A 19,254-nucleotide genomic window follows, 5' to 3' on the forward strand; every position below is an offset into this window, starting at 1 on the left:
AACCTTTTCGGGTGGCGACGAATGTTCCGGGTCGGCCAGCGAGGGCGATCTCGGCGAGAAAACGTCGGTGTTCTGCACTTTCCTATTGACACTTCGTGTTAGTGTCTGGCAACCTAGCAAACAGTCTGCTTACGAAGGGCATGGGGGAGTTATGAACGGGGTTATCACTAAGTTCCAGACCGGTGTCGCCGCATGCGCAGTCGCAGCAGCCGCCACGGTCATCCCGGCGACCACGGTGCAGGCGGCTCCCGAGCTGCCGGTGCCGGCAGCGCCGGTTGTTCAGATGCTGGATTTCGCTCCGCTGCAACCGCAGCCGATCGAGATCGACGAACCGCGGACCTGGTTCCAGAACTCCCTGTGGTGGTTCGGATCGTCGAATCCGAACCCGCCGTCCAACGAGCGGGTGTGGTTCAGCTTTAATCCGTTCACGCTTATTCCCAGCATGCTTCGGCCGTTCTTCGGCTGGATGGGGCAGCTGAACTTCCAGGCGTGCTTCGCGGGACTCAGCGCGAAGATCGGCCCGTACGGTTCGTTCAGCGTCACCGTGGGTCGGCGCTGCTAAGTTCGATCGGTCGTTATCTCGTAATCGGCTGTCGGTACGCGTCGGTCTGAGGTAACTTCGTCGTTGCCTGAAATCGAGGCGTACCGCCTCAGCCGACTACGGGGGTTAACTTCTGCGTGCCAATTCCGCGAAATCCGTTTCGACGCATGTCTGACGGTGAAAACGACGATTCTGCGCAAGTTAATGAAGGTGATCTCGAAGAAGACCGGCTGGGTTTTCTGAGGCGGCGGAGCGCGTTAGCCGCGGGCATAGTGCTCGTGGTTGTCGTCGCGTTCGGGTGCTGGTTGGCGTATGGAGCCTTCCAGGCGAGGTCGAACCTCGAAGCCGCCCGCAGCGCCGCTCAAGAAGCGCGCGAAGCACTGCTCAAGGGGAACGCCGACGAGACCACCCACTGGGTCGACAAGGCCACGGCCCACGCCAGAGATGCCCAGGACGCAACGCACTCCCTTCCCTGGAATATCGCCGCTGCCGTCCCGTGGCTTGGGAGTCCCTTCAAGACCGGACAGCAGATATCTGACGTCGTGGTCGGTCTAGCCGCAGATGTTCTGCAGCCGTCTGCGGACGTGGCAGAAGCGCTGTCGCCAGACCGGTTGCTGCATGACGGCAGTGTCAACGTCCAGTTGCTCCGCGATTCTGCTCCACGGCTGAGCGAGATCTCGGCCTCTGCATCGCTACTCGGCGAACAGGCTAATGCGATTTCGCGGCCCGCTTACTTCTCGGCCATGCGTGATGCCCGTACTCAGCTTCAGTCGCAGACGTCGGATGTCACGGGCCTGCTGGAGAACACCGATCTTGCCGCCCGGCTTGCGCCGGCGATGATGGGGGCGGACGGACCGCGGACGTACTTCATGGCCTTCCAAACCAATGCCGAAGCCCGCGGAACTGGTGGCCTACTCGGCGGATTCGGAATTCTCCGGTTCGACAACGGCAAGCCGACGGTGGACAAGTTGGCACCCAACACCGAACTGCGAGCGGCATCCACATCCATCAATCTGGGCCCCGCGTTCGATCAACAGTGGGGATGGGCGAACGCGTTCACCGATTTCCGCAACAGCAATCTCAGCTCACACTTCCCGTACGCGGCCCAGATCTGGAGGTCGATGTGGGCCGAGGAGTCTGGGATGAATGTCGACGGCGTCATCGCACTCGACCCCGTCGCTCTGAGCTACATCCTCGGCGCTGTTGGGCCCGTGACCATGCCGGATGGGGAGAGGATCACGGCAGATAATGTCGTCGAGCTGACGGAATCTACTGTGTATGAACGCTTTCCGACCGATCAGACTGCTCGCAAACAATACCTTCAGGACGTTGCGAGCGAGGTCGTGAACAAGATCACTGGCCGAGTGGAGTCGCCTCGCAAGCTGCTCGACGCCTTGGGTAAGGCGACCAGTGAACGCCGCATCGCGGTGTGGAGTTCGTCGCCAGACGAGCAAGCGCTGCTCGAAGAGACGCCGCTGGCACATGTGGTCCCCGATGATGCCGCACCTTATGCGGAGGTCGTGATCAACAACCTCGGCGGCAACAAGATGGACTACTACCTAACGCGGCAGATCGAATACGCCGCCGATGGTTGCGACGGCGAGACACGGAAATCGACCATCACTGTCCGCTTGGCGAACACGGCACCGGACCGTCCGCTGCCGGACTACGTTGCGAGCAGCAGCGGCATCATTGGTGCAGCTCAGGCTCCGCTTAATGCGCCGAGGGGCGCCATGTTGACTTCGGTGACGCTGATCGCGACGGAGGGTGCCCAATTGGCGGGTGCCATCGCTAACGGCCAGAACGTCCCGGTTGCACGAGGTATGGAACGCGGCCATCCCACGTTCGAAATGCAGGTCGGTATCCCTCGTGGCGAGGCCGGGGAAATAAAATTCCTGCTGAGTGAACCGACTTCTCCAGGCGCTCCTCGTGTACCGATTCAACCGCTGATAGACGATGTGACTCCCGTACTGTCGGTGCCCGAATGCTCGGAGTGAGACAGAGATGCACACCATCCGACGGGAATCGTTGAGAGGCTGTCGTTGACTATTCAAGACTTCCTAAAAGTTCTACGTACCCGGTGGGTACTCATTTGCGTTACGATCGCTATCTCCGTTTTGATGGCCGTGGCGGTCAATTTGCTTACTACTCCCCTTTACGAAGCTTCAACCAGGCTCTTTGTATCGACCGCATCAGGCTCAACGCTCGCCGAGACCTATCAAGGTAACCGATTCTCCCAGGAACGCGTGGTCTCATATACACAGTTGCTCATGGGGGAAACCCTGGCCCAACGTACTATCGACAAACTCGACTTGGATATGACCGCTGGAGAACTCCGCGAGAATGTCGATGCGAGCGCAAAGGCCGATACAGTTTTGATAAATGTGTCGGTACATGATGAGTCCGCGGTAAGGGCGCGCGACATTGCTGATGCACTATCCGACGAATTCGTCGTGATGGTGCGCGAACTGGAAACGCCACCGGATGGAACCGCACCCGATGCCCGCGTTATCGTTGAGCAACGCGCATCGATTCCCAATGAACCTGTGTCTCCACGAGTCACCCGGAACCTTCTGGTTGGTCTCGCCCTGGGCATTCTATTAGGAGTTGGTCTTGCACTCCTGCGAGATCTGCTCGACAACACTGTTAAGGACCGGGAGACTCTAGAAGGAGTTACCGGCGTTGGTCTTGTCGGCAGCGTTCCTCTCGATAAGGAGCGCCGGAAGGAAGCTGCAATCTCCTTCGAGAACGATAATTCTGCTATTGCCGAATCTTTTCGTAAGCTCCGGACAAATCTGCAATTTCTAGCCGTGGATAATCCCCCACGCGTGATCGCCGTCACAAGCTCTATGCCCAGCGAGGGCAAATCAACCACGGCGATCAACATCGCGTTGGCCTTGGCAGAAGCCGAATACAATGTTGTCCTTCTCGAAGGTGATTTGCGGCGTCCCAAACTAGCTTCTTATCTCGGTTTGGTCAGTTCGGTTGGGTTCAGCACCGTATTGACGGGACAAGCAACGCTCGATGAGGTTCTACAAAAGACGAGTTTTCCGAGACTGACGGTTCTCGCCTCAGGGACCTTGCCACCAAATCCCAGCGAGCTGCTCGGGTCATTAGCAGCTAAGAAGGTGTTGGATGAACTCCGTAGTCAATTCGACTACGTCGTAATCGATTCGCCCCCCTTGCTCGCCGTGACAGATGCCGCGATATTGGCAACGAACGTGGACGGTGTACTGATGATGGTGCGGTTCGGTGAGACTAAGCGCGACCAGGTAGCGCATGCAGTTGGAACGCTCCAGGACGTTGGCGCCCCGTTGCTCGGAGCTGTCTTCACGATGACGCCGCCTCGGGGAACTGCTTCCTATAGCTACAACTATTACACCTACGGCGAAATGGGAACTCCATCCGCGTCGGATGACCATAGACGAGGGCCCAAAGTGTTGAGGTGGTTAGGACGCAACCGATCGGCACACCATCGCGTCTAGATTGATGCACCGGAATATTATTAGCGCGGGTTGGAAACCGCTCATACGGCCCTTCGTTCGTCGAGCCACGCAATAGGCAGCTGACAAAGTCGTGGTTGCTGATCTGCGACCAATATGTGGATTTGTTTATGGGTTGCGCCAATGCTTTCAGAATTATCTGATGGCTATTTCACACCTCGTTGACCCTTCTGTCTACTGTGGTGTGTGACGGTAGGCGCTAGGAACCAAGATCACGAGTTCTGTCCTTTGGCGTCGGCCCATGCTGTCGCCCGCCAGGGTGATGGGACCGGTTTGAGCTGGGTTTAGCCACGGTCATGGGACCACCTGATTGCCAGTTATGGGACCACCGGCGTGTCGCGTCGGGGGCCGCTCGATAGCTGGATCGGATCGCTTCACATCGAAGTCATGTGAAGGGGTCCGCGGATGTTTCGGGAGGTTTCTGTGGTCGAGATTCGTGAAGTGCTTCGGACGTGGCTGGCTGGCCACGGACTGCGGGTGGTGGCCAGCCAGGCTGGGGTGGATCGCAAAACTGCGCGGCGCTATGTCGAGGCCGCGGTGGCTGCTGGCTTGGACCGGGCCGGTGGGGTCGATCAGCTCGATGACGCGTTGATCGGCGCGGTGGTCACCGTGGTGCGCCCGGACCGGCCGCAAGGGCACGGATCGGTGTGGGAAGTGCTGTGCACCAACCATAGTCAGATCAACCAGTGGGTCGACAAGGGCCTGACGGTGGTCAAGATCGGTGACCTGCTGGCCCGCCAGGGCGTGATCGTTCCGCAGCGCACGTTGCACCGCTACTGCCAGGAACACACCAAGTATCAGGGCCGGCGCCGGGGTGGGACGGTGCCGGTCGTCGACGGCGAACCCGGGATGGAATGCCAGATCGACTTCGCCCGGATGGGCATGCTGTTTGACACTGCGACGGGCAGGCGTCGGGTGGTGCATGCGCTGATCTTCACCGCGGTGTATTCCCGGCACATGTTCGTATGGCTGACGTTTTCCCAAACCCTGACCGCGGTCATCGACGGCTGCGAAGCAGCCTGGGATTTCTTCGGCGGTGTCTTCAAAGTCCTCATTCCCGACAACATGGGAACGGTTGTTGCCCATGCAGATTCAGTGAACCCCAGGTTCACCGTGGGGTGGCTGGAATACTCCCAGGCCCGCGGCTTCGCCACCGACCCGGCTCGGGTGGCCCACCCACAAGACAAACCGCGTGTGGAGCGGATGGTGCAGTACGTGCGCAACAACTTCTTCGCCGGCGAAGAGTTCAGCGACCTCGCTGACGCCCAACACCGCGCCCAGCTGTGGTGCGCCCAGAAAGCGGGTCTGCGTATCCATGGCACCACCTGCGCCCAGCCGGCGGTGGTGTTCGCCGACCGGGAGGCACCGGCACTGTTGGCTGCTCCGACGCTGCGGTATGTGGTGCCGGTATATGCCGAGGTCAAAGTGGCCCGCGACTATCACGTCCAGCTGGCCAAGGCGTTGTATTCGATCCCGCACCACCTGCGCGGCCAGACGCTATCGGCGCGGGCCGATGGCGAGTTGGCCAAGTTCTACCATCGCGGACAGCTGGTGAAGACTCACCCACGTCAACCCGCCGGGACCCGCTCTACTGACCCCGCTGATCTGCCCGCAGATAAGACCGGATACGCGATGCGCGATCTGCACCGGCTCATCGCCACCGCAGCCGGTCACGGCCCGAATATCGGCATCTACGCCGAACGCCTGCTCGATCACGATCTGCCCTGGACCAGGATGCGTCAGGTGTATCGGCTGCTCGGGCTGGTCAAACGCTACGGCCCCGCCCCGGTGGACACCGCCTGCGCGCGCGCCCTGGATCTCGATGTCGTCTCGATGACCAAGATCACCGCCATGCTGGAGCAGGCCATCGAGAACAGCCCCGTCCCGCCGCCGCGGGCTGCCTCCGGGTTGGCTGCAGCCCGGTTCGCCCGCGATCCCCGCGACTACCGCCCCACACCGCGGCCGGAATGGTTGCAGGTCATCGACGGCGGCACCACCGACGATCAGAAGGGGCTGTGATGACCAAGCCTGCCAAAGAGGTTGTCACTGATCCGATCTCACCCGACTTGAAGAAGGCGATGCGCCAACTCAAACTCTCACCGATACTCGACACCCTGCCCGACCGACTCGCCCTGGCCCGCCAACAGCACCTCTCCCACGCCGCGTTCCTCGAACTGGTCCTCGCCGACGAAGCCACCCGCCGCGACACCAGCTCCGCCGCGCGGCGAGCCCGCATCGCCGGCCTCGATCCCACCATGCGTCTAGACACCTGGGACGAAGATGCTGCGGTGCGCTACGACCGGACCCTGTGGACCGACCTGACCAGTCTGCGGTTCCTCGACGCCGCCCACGGTGCGGTGGTCCTCGGGGCGGTCGGCGTCGGCAAAACTCACCTCGCGACCGCGCTGGGCCACATTGCGGTGCGTCGACGAGTCCCGACACTGATGCTGCGTGCTGATGCAATGTTCAAGCGGCTCAGAGCTTCTCGACTCGACAACAGCACCGAAGCCGAGATACGGCGACTCGCGCAAGTGCGCTTGCTGATTATCGATGACTTCGCACTGCAACCGCTCGACGCTACAGCCACCGCCGACTTCTACGAACTGGTTGTCGCCAGACATCAACGCAGCGCGACCATTGTGACCTCAAATCGTGGACCCGATGAATGGTTGTCGGTCATGACCGACGCGATGCTCGCCGAATCCGCCGTCGACCGACTTACCTCCACCGCGCACGAACTCATCATCGAGGGGCCGTCCTACCGGCAACGCCAGAAGCCCTCAGTTGACAGCTCGCCGTCAACCACAGATCATCCCCGTTGAGCCAAACAGGTGGTCCCTACCTCGTGGCTAAACGGTGGTCCCATCACCCTGGCGAATGACACCCATGCGAAGGTAGACGGCCGCCGAAGCGCTGAATAGGTTTGTGAATGCATCAACTCTGACGTCGCGATCCCCCTGTACGGCTACCGTCTGGCGCGATCCCGGCATGATAGTTGCTGCGAGGTCTCCCAAAGGCCGGCTCGCAACTAGTCACGCAAAATCCAGGAGTTGCGCAACTACTCCGCCTGATGAGATGAGTCGCAATCCCCGAATGGCAACCAGCCGCTACGAGCCCCGATCGAGACGCCAGCGGCGATCGTGAAGCTTAGGAAGAAGTGCCATAGACACCGTCGGCTCTACGACGGAGTGAAAGTGCAAACCCTGAGACGGATCGAGTTCCACGTCCTTCAAAGTTTTCTCGGACTTCGAACGCGGCTTTGCGCTCTGTTTCTACGCGAATCTAGGGTACTAGACAATAATGAGACCACCCCAAAAAGGAGTAGTACCCATAATAGGGGCCGGACAGGAAAGGCCAGCGAGTATCGCGGAGTCTCCGCTACGAGTGCCATTGTTACCAGGTAAAACACAGCACGCCATAACGAAGCGGGAGACCGGGCTACACTATTTTGAACATATTTCATCGCCAGTCCGAGTGCGAACAGCAGAATGGGCACACCGACTAGGCCAAAATCTAGGTATACGTCAACGATTACATTCGAACCGACACCCCATGAGGCTGATGGACCTAAGAGGATATCCGTCAGTACATCCGACGACTGTATGTACGACATTTCTGGTGGAATCAAAACTCCGCGGATAAATGGAACGACCCCCGCGAAGCCAATCAGCTTGTAGATTCCATACCCGTAGTCAAGATTCTCCGGTACGTTCGCTAACGCGGCACGCAAGGTAATCGTTGTGATATTGAAGCTTGTGTCACGATCGCCGGCGGCGGTGCTTAATGGTCCGCCACTAAGTACGAAGTCAAGGAGTGAGTCCACTCGCTCTGATCGCAACTGCGCAATTGCAGTATACAATGTGAGTCCGAAGGCGCACAGGAGTGCAAGTGCCATACGGCCTCCACGGAAGCGGAAAGTAAGTATTCCTCCCGCCGCCACAATAGCAATAAGCATAAAGGAATTACGGTCTCCGGCTAGTAGAATCCGTACCGCCCAAACCGTTGACAAGAGCACCGCCAACCACAGGAAAATCGGACTCCGAGGCTCGATACTAGTGGAGGGGAAAGCCACTAAAGCAAATGTCACCATCGCTAGGACCGTGATCCATAGGTATATTCCGTCAGCGAGCGCTCCGCCGACAGCGGCATCGGAGTACCTACCTTCGCCGGCAGCTTTAAGTCCCACAAATTCATATGCGACCATCAATACAAGCTGTAGCGCAAAGACCGGAAATGTGAGGTCTTCAACGGTTAATGAATCGAGCCGCCTCTTCTTTGGACGAGACTGATGCGACGCCGACTGCACGAAATTTGTTCCGGCGCGAAACGCCACGGTACCAACCAGCGATAAGATTATCGCATGGTTCGACTGCTCAGGAAAGGCGTTCCCGGGAAAATAGCGGCTTTGGGAGACGTCGAGGATTCCCAGCACATGAAGCTGGTATGGATAGAAGAAAATCAAATATGCGAAAAAGAGAAACAGGAACTCAGCGGAAAAATACGTAGGTATGTCGCGGTAAATGGTTATAGGCCGCCAAACTGACGCTACGAGCAACACATACTGCACCAATAGGCAGCTCCAGATGATAGCTGCATTTGCACCCTTCGGAACGGCCATATACGCGACAATCAAAACTAGAATTAGCCAGATCTCGAGCCAAGGGATCCTAATACGCCGTGAGCGCCCGACCCCCGCGAGTGCGCTCTTTTCAGCCATCATCTATTCACGATTTCTATAGATAGATCGGTTCGCGGCAGAGAGCGACTGAACCTATGGCCTGGCGGCGAGCCTACTATCCTTCTCAAGGTACTTCCCATCTCGTAAATCACTCACCACCGATCACGGTGACGCTTGTGGCGGTCAGCATCAAGTAGGCGCTTAGGGACGTTAAGCACTAACGGGACCAGTAGCCAAGCCCCCGGCAAACGAAGCTTGCTGCCACGTCATGCCCGTACAGCCGCGCCCCTATGATCGAGAGCAACCCGCCGCCAGTTCGATCAAGTCAACCCCCACCAGCAAATGTTCCCCGTTTTCGACGCTGGGCACTCGTCGTCTGATTATCGTAGTGCAGTAAGTACGGATCCAGGTTAGTTCCGGCTACGCAGGGGAATTCATCTGGTGGTCCGCGTTTGGACCGCCGACGTCATCGGTACGCAAGGACCGGAGCTGGAGTTAGCGAGCCATCGCCCGAGACCCGGTGGTACAAGGGTGGGCGGCTTCGCGCTCCATTATTCTGAGCAGAAACGAGGGGGAGTTCATTGTGCGTGCATTGGTGACGGGTGGCGCAGGTTTCATCGGCGGACATCTCGCAGGAGCCCTTCTAGCCCGGGGAGACGAGGTGGTGATCGTCGACAGCCTCACTGACTACTACGAACCAGCGCTAAAGCGAGCCACAGCCGATAACCTAACGCGGAGGGGCGCGCGGTTTGTCGAAGGTGACCTCAACACTATCCCGTTGGAATCGTTACTAGACGTCGATGTTGTATTCCATCAGGCGGGACAACCGGGCGTCCGTCAGTCTTGGGGTCGCGAATTCGCTACCTATGTTTCGTCGAACATTGGAGCGACGCAGCGCCTGCTCGAGGCTGTGAATGCCTCGCATCGCTCTCCGCTAGTTGTTTACGCCTCTTCGTCTTCGGTTTACGGAGCCGCCGAGTCGTATCCGACTACGGAGCTAGCTCTGCCCCAGCCGCGAAGCCCATATGGCGTCACCAAACTGGCCGGCGAGCACCTTGCAACTTTGTACGCGCACAACTTTGGTGTGCGAACGGTGTCGCTCCGGTACTTCACCGTGTATGGCCCCCGGCAACGCCCTGACATGGCCTTCACTCGCTTCATACGAGCCGCCCTTGAGGGAAGCGATATACACGTCTACGGGGATGGGGAGCAGGTCCGAGATTTCACATTTGTGGATGACATCGTTGCAGCGAACCTAGCTGTCGCCGACAAGAACGCCCACCTTGGTTCCGTTTTCAACGTATCCGGCGGCAGCAGCTGCTCTGTTAATGAGGTTCTGGACGTCCTAGAATCCATCACAGATAGGCCACTTACAGTGCGACGACTGCCCCAAGTTCAGGGTGACGTTCGACGCACCAGTGGTGACAGCTCATCACTGAGCGAAGCGACGGGATGGCGACCGCTCACGACAATCGACGAAGGTTTGCGCTCCCAAGTCGAATGGATGAAATCAGTCATTGCCGCCGGATACCGCTGAGTGGAACGGGTTTAAAATTCTGTGTGATTTCCAACCGTCGCGAGCATCGCGTGACGAGTAGACAGACATCGAAATGGTAAGTAACGCCAAAAAGAATGCTCTGTCGTCTTACCTAAATACGGGTGTCACAGCAGTCGTCGGTCTTATCGTCAACCCATTGCTTCTCGGCGCCCTAGGCGCAACGAACTTCGGTGCTTGGAAGGCCATCCAGCGGTTGCTCGACGTCGGCTCGGCCGCCAACGGAGGGGCTATGCAGTCTCTCAAATGGGTTGTCGCCCACCGTTCCAAGAGTGCACATGATGCGGATAAGCGGCGTGACATCGGCGCAGCTCTGGTCGTCCTCCTCTGCTGGTCCCCCGTTCTAATTGCAGTTCTGGTTGCCATCGTCGTTCTCCTACCCGCCGTGGTGAAGGGCGTGCCCCCAAACGATATGCGGATGATTTACTTCGCTGGCGCTATCCTTGGCCTCAACGTAATTTTGGTGACGCTCGCCGCGGTTCCCGACGCGGTTCTAGTTGGAACGAACCAAGGCTTTCGCTCCATGAACGTCACAACCGCTGTTTTCATCGTTACCAATGCCGGCATGGTTTGCGCAGCCGTCCTGGGGTTGGGGTTGCAGGGGGTCGCCGCGGCGATTGCGGTAGGAACGAGCATTAATGGAGTTCTGACGTTTATTGTGCTGCGTAAGCGAGTTCCATGGTGGGGACTCGCGACTCCGAGCCGTTACGACATTGGCCGTCTGTCGAAGTTCAGTGGTTGGGTCCTTGGTTGGACGTTCGTAATCCGTCTGTCTCTGGCCACGGAGTTGATCGTACTGAGTGCGTTTGCGGGTGTTACGTTCGTCGCCAATTACACTTTCACGAGTTACGTCGTGGTCTTTGCCTTATCGGTTTGCCAACTCACAACCAGTTCTCTTATGCCCAAGCTAGGGTCTGCAATCGGCAACGGTGAGTGGCAGGATGCGCGCACGATCGCTCGAGAGGCGCGCGAGCTCACTCTCGCGCTCGCAACCGGCATCGGGTGTTTAGTAATTCTTTTCAATGAAGCCTTTGTGGATGTGTGGGTAGGCAGCGGGCAGTACATGGGTCGCGGGGTGAACGTTCTAATGACGCTTGCGTTCGTTCAATTCGCGATCATTCGGACCGACGCACAGATTCAAGACACCGGCCTAGAAATTGGCAAGAAGGTTATTTTGGGGGCGCTTATGACGCTTGGAGCTATAGCCGGAGCGGGTGTGGCCTTTGCGCTTACAGGATCGGTCGAATTAATGTTTATCACGATCATCGCAGTGCGAGTATTCGGCACCATCGGCTTTCCGGTTCTCGCAAACCACACTGTTAACAGCTCATCCTGGCCGGTCGGGCGCGCGGCGATGACTGTCGCAATCCTGGGAGCATCTATTACCGCGACGAGCTTGGTGCAACCGCAAGGCTTGATCGAGTTGGCCGTATTCGGGGCAATCTCTTCAGCGGTCCTTGTCCCCCTCGTGTTTTTTACGGCACTATCGCCTCCGACCAGGGTGAAGCTTTTGCGTCGCTAGCTAAAACCTTGACGAGTCCCTACGGAGCAACTTTGGAGGCCGATCGAGATGCCAGTACTCACCGTTGGCAAGAAGCAAATCCTCTATATCCATGTGCCCAAAACGGGGGGAACGTCGGTTGAACACCTCCTGCGATCGTACGGAGGCAGCGTCACACTACATACCACGCAGCGATTGACGCTCCCGTGCACGCCACAGCACTTCCACGGTGAATTGCTTAAACAGGTGTTGGGCTCGACCTCCAATGCGGAGAGCCGCGAACACAATTTTGATTTCGTATTCATGACCGTGCGGCATCCAATTTTACGGTTATTGAGCGAATACCGCCATCAACGAACTATGTATAGAATGAGAGCAACCGTATCGCCGAATAGCCGGCGCCCCAAGCTTAGGGACGGTGCTATCACCCAGTGGTTGAGCATGGATCTTTGGTGCCGGTACGCGTTACTGCGCTACTCGCGCGATCCGTTCTTCTCAGATAACCATTTAAGACCACAGGTCGAATTCTCAATCTGGAACCCGGTCGTGTACCGGCTGGAAGATGGCCTCGAGAGCATTCGGGCACGCCTAGACGAAATCCTCGGCATTCGGGGCGAGTTGCCAACCGAACCTCAGAAAGTATCGAACGACCGCAACGGAGATCCTCAGAGCCTTAAAAGTAGCACCCGTCGGCTAATCCAGGCTCATTTCGCACGCGACTTCGCAGAGTACGGCTACCAACTCGACGGTTCGCTTGACTCGAGGTGCTGGTGGTGAGAACGGTGACTTCTATACCGTGGCGCCGCTACGGCGACCACAGAACTGTCCGGAACGGCCTTCCGCCTGACGACGATACCTTGGGGCACGTCGCGTCTTGGCCGATGCGCAACCGTTCAAAGGCTGATTTGAGGGCTTCGCGAGTGCGCACATATGTGCTACCCGAGGAAACAACTGTCGAGCAGTCGGCTGTTAGTCATCAAGGCTGTGTTACGGATTCGGGGTACACCAAGCCGCGGCCGTTGCCGCATGAGCCGTCATGCGGGCGGCGGTCAGGACAGGGGTGGAATGCAGCAGTCGACTGAACGCATGGATATTGTTCGCACAGTCATCGTTGGTAACTTATGGGGCCGAAATTTTGGGGACGACCTCATGCTGCGAGGTCTAGCTGCACAGTTGCCTCGTGGGGAACTCAAGATTCTTTGTCAGCAGAATGCTGACGTTTTGCGAGAGTCGGGTATGAGCGCAGAGCCCTTCTCGTTGATGCGCTATTGGCGCGCGATACAGCGAGCCGATCGCGTAGTGATCCCTGGCGGTACGCATCTGCAATTCTTAGCGGACACGCCTTCTGGCCGCCAGTACCGACTCCTTGCCGCCTTTCTCGTTCTAGCAGTTCTTGCCCGCGCCGCAGGTGCCAGATCTGATATGGAAGCCATTGGCATCGGGCCACTCGAGACGCGGATGTCCCGCCTACTTGCCCGATGGATATGCCAGCTCCAAAACTCGATTTCCGTGCGGGACAAGGTAACACGCGACTTGGTGTCAGATTGTGGCAGAACTGCGACGCTGGTTGAAGATTTGGCATTGCCCTTTCTCCGCCAATGGCGTAGCGAGCACCCTGTGGTTGCATCCCCGGATACGGATTCGTACGTCGTCGCGGCTCCCGCCTTCGCTCGCTATGACACACAGTGGTGGGTCGATAACCTTTCCGAATTGACGGCAGCAACAGGCGTGCATCGAATCGTCTTTCTTGCATCCGGGAAGCAGAAGGGTGGGTCCGACATCGATGCGATCAATACGATAGCCAGACACCTCAATAGGGCCGGCCTGCGCCTTGGCCAAACACACGTTTATCACGGGGATACGGACGCCGCCCTGCACTTCATCGACAAGGCAGCCGCGATCGCCGCAGCCCGTTACCACGTCGTTCTCGCCAGCCGTGCGCTTGGCAAGCACGTTGTCGCAGAGGCATACCACCCGAAAGTACTTGACGCGATGAAAGTAGAACCGATTGACTGAACTCCGAGTCTGCTTCTTCATACCATCTTTTGCTGACGGTGGTGCTCAACGACAATGCATAATGCTTTTAAACGAGCTGGGGACGCGGCCAAATGTTCACGTGACGCTAGTTCGCACAGCGAGTGGAGTGCACGATCACCTGCTTTCGACCGACGGTATCGAAGTACGCAACATCCGCCTACGCTCGAACTTCGATCCAATGGTAATCCCGCGGGTGGCACGTCTTCTTCGCGAGACGAAATCGCAAATCTTGATCTCTTGGCTGCAGGCCAGCGACGTTCCGAGTTATTTCATCCGCATGCTGTCACGCGATACTAAGTGGATAATGACGGAGAGGAATTCGTTCTATCGCAATGAGTGGAGGTTTCGGCTCAGAAATTGGGTGGGGCGTCGAGCAGACGCCATCATCAGCAATTCATCAGCGGGCGATGCATATTGGGCCGCGTTGCAGCCAAACGGGAATCGGTATGTAATCGGAAACGTCGTGACCGCTCCAGGAACATCTCGCAATAGCCATGTGCGATTCTCTGGCACGCGGCTCGTTGTCTTCGCTGGCCGTCTGGAAGCGCAGAAAAACGTCGGTGTAACGCTGGAAGCCTTCATAACCGCGTCGGCGCGCGATCCGAATCTGCGATTCCGCATTATCGGAGAGGGGAGCGAAAGGGGGTCATTAGAGCGCCGGACACGCATCGCCGGCTTGGGTGAAACCATCGAATTCACCGGCTTCGTACCCGACCTTCAGCCGCACCTCGCCGAAGCGGATCTACTCGTTACCCTCAGTACCTACGAAGGTATGCCCAATGTGCTGGTCGAAGCGATCACGACAGGCGTGCCGGTGGTCGTCTCTGGGATATCGCAGCATTTGGAAATCGTGGGGGCGGACTACCCATATGTCGTCGACGTTGGCGCTGACGCACAAACTGCAGCCGACGCCATCATTTCGGCTGCTTACGATGCTGGCGCTCCTGATACCCTCGCGGATGCGCGTGCCGCCTTATTAGCGCGGACTCCGACACGGGTAGCCGACGAGTACCTCGACGCATTTCGACACACGATTAGGAGCTCTCAAAGCCCACTGCTCGACTAGGCGCATGGGCAACCTCGCAGAGTACAACCATATAGAGCCCACTTTGGTTTCGAACAATCCGTAAAGATCGGGGGACGAAACCAGTAGTTACCTAGAAGATTTCCTTGGTATTCCGACGGAACTTTCCAGTGCTGCCGCAATGGGTTCGACACCCCTCGCTGGCGATGTCGCCGCGCGAGTCGCCTGTGAGATTGCTGCGCGTTGAACGACGCCGGCATCTATTAGACACTCGATAATTCTGTCGGTTTCATCCTTCCCGCGTCGCACCTGTCGAATCGAGTCGCGAGCTTCTGTGGGTAGCCGATCACGAAGCACGCCAAGACCTTCCAGTCCGAGACTGATGACAACGCATCCCTGGGACAACGCTTCCATCGCCACATTTGGAACTCCCTCATCATCAGAGGTAATGATCAGGAAATCTAGATCTCCCATGGCATCCGATACGCCCATAGAACCGTCAATCCACTCAAGCCGTCCGCTCTTCAAGAGAAATTCGACCCGAGGTTGCAAGTGTTCTGCCCACCAACCGGCTTGGTCAGAAGCGACCGATCCAATCAGGCGAAAGTCGAACGCCACCGAATCGGGGTGGTCGACGAGAGCTAGAAACTTGTCTACGCGCTTGCGCGGTGAGAACGTTGCCACAAAGCCGACACGGATCTTGGAGCCTGGCGCCATTCGACCGACATACGGTCCGAAGCCCGGATCGAGCACTGGGGCAAGCTGAAATGACGGGCTGCTACGAAAGAGCGGCGCGAACCGATTCTTGGTCGACGGTAACTCGTAACCGACGACGTCGGGACGACGGATCAACCGGAGTGCGTGAGCGGACCAGGAAGGCGCTGCGGCACTGTGTATGAAGACCGCTAACGGAAGCCCCGACATGCGAGCCGCGATCGCCGCCGTCAGGAAATGCGGCCCGTGTGAAAGTAGTAGATGACTATCGATTTCGCGCGCTACGTGTAGTAGCGATCGCGCATCCGCTCGAGCATTAGCCAGATACTTGAAATTCGCACCTATGTTCTTAAGCGAACGCGGACGACTTAAGTTCGCATAGTGGATATGGTCATCCGGGATGCCCTTGGGCACAAATCCTTTCAGCTCGCACGGCAAGAGTAAGTTCACGTCGATCCCGACTCGGTGTAACGATGCCCAGCGCGCTGACCAGAATGTGTGCAACCCACTCCGCTCCGTCGGGTGCACAATCGCAAGCACGCTGGTCGGCCCACGTGAAGCCTTTTCGTACGCCATCGCTACACTTCTCCATTCGGAATCGCCCGACAGCGGACGACCCCTGCCCGAAGCCCGGAACCCCCAACGTTTGTTGCGCAGAACGATTGTCATGAAAACGCCGTGGAGTGCACCTCGAGCAATCTACATCGCTAGCAAACGCAATGCTATGTCCGTTATCAGCCTGTCGACGATTGCTATCCAGCAGCGCAATTACCCCGGCGAGCGGCGAATTGATCATAGATCCACTGGTATGTACGCTCTAGACCGTCGACAAGCCGAGTCGATGGCTCCCAGCCATAAATCTGTTGAATCATCGTATTATCACTATTGCGGCCACGAACCCCAAGCGGTGCGTCTAGTTTATAATTTCGTCGTACAGCTACCCCAGCGATTTTCTCAATTATATCGACCAACTGATTAATGCTGACGAGCTCGGAGCTGCCCAAGTTGACGGGTTCTGGACTGCCACCCTTTGCAATTCGCATCGTACCCTCAACGCAGTCATCGATATACATGAAGCTGCGAGTCTGCTCGCCATCCCCCCATATTTCTATTTCGTGGCGTCCATTGAGCACGGCTTCAGCAACTTTGCGACACAACGCTGCTGGCGCTTTTTCCCGGCCTCCCTCAAAACTGCCGATTGGACCGTACACATTGTGGTAACGGGCCACCCTCGTTTCTAGGCCGAAGTCCTCTCGGAAGTGCCTACACATTCGCTCAGTGAACAACTTTTCCCATCCATAGCCATCCTCAGCCATGGCGGGGTAGGCATCGCTTTCCTTCAAAGCCGTCACATTGGCGTCGACCTGTTTGTCCGCTGCGTACACACAAGCCGAACTTGAATAGAAATACCGGTTCACGCCTGCATCCCGGGCCGCCATGAGCATATGAGTACTCGTCAGAACCGACAGCATGCAGTCGGCTTTATGGGTTTCAATGAAGCCCATGCCGCCCATGTCGGCTGCCAGCATGTAGACAGTTTCTATACCTTCTACAGCCTGCGTGCAATCTTCAATTTTCGAGAGGTCGAGTCGTCGCGCTTCCATACCCGACGGAATCTGGTACCAATCGCTGAGCGGTTTGATGTCCACTCCGCGCACTACTGCGCCCTGCTCGGCCAGCGCCCCTGCCAGATGGCCTCCGATGAAGCCACCAGCCCCGGCTACCAGTACCGATTCACCATTAATGCTCATTTTTTGTCCTGTCCACTCATACTTTCAGTTAAATTTCTTTTGCTAGTTATTTCAGCGGTGAGATCAGGCTCGTCATCACATTCAAGCAAGTCACCCTGGCCGAACGCAAAGCGTATAACCTTTTCAAAGTTGTCCCCGATAGTGCGGATATCGAAGGTGCGTTCAGCGTATTGGCGTCCGCTTGCTGCCATCTGCTCTCGAAGTTCGGGATCAGAAAGTAGGCGGAACATCGCACTGGTGGCGCCCGCGGCTTCCTCTGGTACCACGACGATTCCCGCCTCGGCGTCCCTTAACATGTGTGCCGCAGCATTCTCCAAGGGTAGAAGCGCGAGGACTGGCCGCCGGGCACAGAGATAGTTGAGGATCTTCGACGGGACCGAAAACCTACTCGCATCAGCCTCCAACAGCACGAGGAGAACATCAGCGCTGCCGAGCATGTCTGGCAGCTGTTCGTAGGGTTGATAATCCATGAGGATAAGATTGTCGATATCGCGACAGTTTTCTTCTAACCATGCTCTGCCCTTACCTTCAGAGACGACAACGAAACGACAGTCGGATGGCGCGTTCCGCGCAAGTTTGGCGATGAGAGAGGGATCGTGCTTAAGCCCAAGAGTCCCTGCATACATCACCACGGTAACGTCGTTCAGCCCATGGAAAGTCGACCACTCATTTATCCGCGGTCTGCTAGGCACCTCGTCTAAGGCACCCCAATTCGGAATGACACGAACTTTCTCGCAGCCGATACCCCAGGTACGGAGACGGTCGACGAATGCATCGGTGATAGGCACGATCGCAGCGGCGCCCCGCGCGATCGTATATTCGACACGATCTACCAGCCAAGCAATCGTTCCCCCGATCATTTTGAATCTTCGGCGAGCAGCTGTTCCCACGGCCTCGCTGTACACATCCTGCCACCAGAAGATGTAGCGAATTCGACGGATTCGCAAAGCAATCACGACTATCAATAAAGGTAGAACCGGAACATTTGCGAATATCGCGACGTCTGGCCGTGATGTCAGAACTGCGCGCGTCGACAACCACCCATATTTCAATTCTTGGAAGACTCGGCGTACCGGTGAATACCGAGCGAACTCGCCCCTTAGAGATATTGCTTTAATTGAAAATGAGACGGGATCGTCCTGACGGCGACTCGTCGCACCCCGTCCGGTCGCAATCGACTGGCAATATTGATGCTCCACGGTATGGCCCCGCCGGGCCAGCTCGCGACTGAGCTGGAGTTGACCAGGGTGACCGACAAAGTCGTGGACAACGATTTTCACTTCGTTTACCGATCTCTTGAAAGTTCTTCCTACCGTTTTAAAGCGCGCCGTAGCGTTGAGGTTGGTGTGCTAGACCGCGATAGCCTATTCTTCGGATTTGCACGACACGTCGGGGCACATTTTCTATATTGAAGAAGCGCCGCTCGGCCAGGTGATCAAGGTCGCATGCGGGTAGGTCTGCGGAGCGCAATAGATGGCTTAGCATAGGACACGGTGGCCCAATGGGTGCACACCAACCGTATTGTGGCTGACGTGCCCCGCAATGCTCGTCGCTGTCGCGGCGATGTAGCAATCTAAATCGCCAAGAACAGTGAGTTGGAAAATCTGGGACTCTTCTATGCCGACTGACAAGGTGTCGCCCATCGACATCGATCGTGGTTTCAACAGGATCCGTTCAACGGCGGATATGATTCTCGATGCCCCTGACTGCCAGAGCCGCCGGCGAGCATCGGCTCGCCCAGAATTCATACTTACCCCCAAAAGCCGTCTCTCGACGGCGGTGTCGCTGAGAACTCCGACCCCTTAGGCCCTAGTTTGCGGGCCGCGCTGCAGCTACAGCGGCCCAGTCGGTGTTCTCACTCGATCAGAATATATTAACCGAGTGTCGGCGGTGAATCAGGGATTCTCCTATGCTTTCCGGCCTACCGAACGACCTGGAGTACGGTCGACG

At 57.4% G+C, this 19,254-nt stretch carries 14 protein-coding genes; 10 read left to right on the forward strand and 4 right to left on the reverse strand.

Going from position 1 to position 19,254, the window contains the following annotated elements:
• Positions 1–151 precede the first annotated feature (151 nt).
• The 5 genes from K3U96_RS21815 (at position 152) to K3U96_RS21835 (ending at position 6,866) form a co-directional block, all read left to right on the forward strand.
• Entirely contained in the window at positions 152–562 is a 411-nt protein-coding gene (locus K3U96_RS21815; protein WP_220691062.1) for a hypothetical protein, read from the forward strand.
• 146 nt (positions 563–708) lie between these two features.
• Complete coding sequence (locus K3U96_RS21820; RefSeq protein ID WP_220691063.1) at positions 709–2,538, forward strand: DUF4012 domain-containing protein; 1,830 nt, start codon at positions 709–711, stop codon at positions 2,536–2,538.
• Positions 2,539–2,583: 45 nt separating this feature from the next.
• Positions 2,584–4,026: a tyrosine-protein kinase domain-containing protein gene (locus K3U96_RS21825; RefSeq protein ID WP_220691064.1), complete on the forward strand. Its 1,443-nt coding sequence runs from the start codon at positions 2,584–2,586 to the stop codon at positions 4,024–4,026.
• A 423-nt stretch (positions 4,027–4,449) separates the two neighbouring features.
• Positions 4,450–6,063 (forward strand): IS21 family transposase, encoded by a 1,614-nt coding sequence (gene istA / locus K3U96_RS21830; protein WP_220691065.1) that lies wholly within the window; start codon positions 4,450–4,452, stop codon positions 6,061–6,063.
• Positions 6,063–6,866, forward strand: a complete 804-nt coding sequence (locus K3U96_RS21835) for an ATP-binding protein (RefSeq protein WP_220691066.1) — start codon at positions 6,063–6,065, stop codon at positions 6,864–6,866. The genes istA and K3U96_RS21835 overlap by 1 nt, the downstream gene beginning before the upstream one ends.
• A 407-nt stretch (positions 6,867–7,273) precedes the next feature.
• Here the strand turns inward: K3U96_RS21835 and wzy are convergent, their stop codons facing one another.
• Positions 7,274–8,662, reverse strand: coding sequence for an O-antigen polysaccharide polymerase Wzy (wzy, locus tag K3U96_RS21840; RefSeq protein WP_220691067.1), 1,389 nt, complete (start codon positions 8,660–8,662; stop codon positions 7,274–7,276).
• A 643-nt stretch (positions 8,663–9,305) separates the two neighbouring features.
• Between wzy and K3U96_RS21845 the strand changes: the two genes are divergently transcribed.
• The 5 genes from K3U96_RS21845 (at position 9,306) to K3U96_RS21865 (ending at position 14,881) form a co-directional block, all read left to right on the forward strand.
• Positions 9,306–10,259 carry an NAD-dependent epimerase/dehydratase family protein gene (locus tag K3U96_RS21845; RefSeq protein ID WP_220691068.1) on the forward strand — a complete coding sequence of 318 codons (954 nt, stop codon included), beginning with the start codon at positions 9,306–9,308 and terminating at the stop codon, positions 10,257–10,259.
• A gap of 73 nt (positions 10,260–10,332) precedes the next feature.
• The gene (locus K3U96_RS21850) at positions 10,333–11,799 is read left to right on the forward strand and encodes an MATE family efflux transporter (protein WP_220691069.1); all 1,467 of its coding nucleotides are present in this window, start codon (positions 10,333–10,335) and stop codon (positions 11,797–11,799) included.
• A gap of 48 nt (positions 11,800–11,847) precedes the next feature.
• On the forward strand, positions 11,848–12,555 hold the full coding sequence (locus tag K3U96_RS27175) for a sulfotransferase family 2 domain-containing protein (RefSeq protein WP_220691070.1): 708 nt from the start codon (positions 11,848–11,850) through the stop codon (positions 12,553–12,555).
• A 249-nt stretch (positions 12,556–12,804) separates the two neighbouring features.
• Positions 12,805–13,794 (forward strand): polysaccharide pyruvyl transferase family protein, encoded by a 990-nt coding sequence (locus K3U96_RS21860; protein ID WP_220691071.1) that lies wholly within the window; start codon positions 12,805–12,807, stop codon positions 13,792–13,794.
• Complete coding sequence (locus tag K3U96_RS21865; RefSeq protein WP_338156833.1) at positions 13,787–14,881, forward strand: glycosyltransferase; 1,095 nt, start codon at positions 13,787–13,789, stop codon at positions 14,879–14,881. The genes K3U96_RS21860 and K3U96_RS21865 overlap by 8 nt, the downstream gene beginning before the upstream one ends.
• An 87-nt stretch (positions 14,882–14,968) precedes the next feature.
• On the opposite strand, the gene K3U96_RS21870 is transcribed toward K3U96_RS21865, so the two are convergent.
• The 3 genes from K3U96_RS21870 to K3U96_RS21880 form a co-directional block, all read right to left on the reverse strand.
• On the reverse strand, positions 14,969–16,003 hold the full coding sequence (locus tag K3U96_RS21870; RefSeq protein WP_220691073.1) for a glycosyltransferase family protein: 1,035 nt from the start codon (positions 16,001–16,003) through the stop codon (positions 14,969–14,971).
• Positions 16,004–16,305: 302 nt separating this feature from the next.
• Positions 16,306–17,304, reverse strand: a complete 999-nt coding sequence (locus tag K3U96_RS21875) for an NAD-dependent epimerase/dehydratase family protein (protein ID WP_220691074.1) — start codon at positions 17,302–17,304, stop codon at positions 16,306–16,308.
• On the reverse strand, positions 17,301–18,584 hold the full coding sequence (locus tag K3U96_RS21880) for a glycosyltransferase family 4 protein (protein WP_220691075.1): 1,284 nt from the start codon (positions 18,582–18,584) through the stop codon (positions 17,301–17,303). The genes K3U96_RS21875 and K3U96_RS21880 overlap by 4 nt, the downstream gene beginning before the upstream one ends.
• Positions 18,585–19,254 lie beyond the last annotated feature (670 nt).

The sequence above is a fragment of the Mycolicibacterium holsaticum DSM 44478 = JCM 12374 genome, from assembly GCF_019645835.1.
Lineage (GTDB): Bacteria > Actinomycetota > Actinomycetes > Mycobacteriales > Mycobacteriaceae > Mycobacterium > Mycobacterium holsaticum.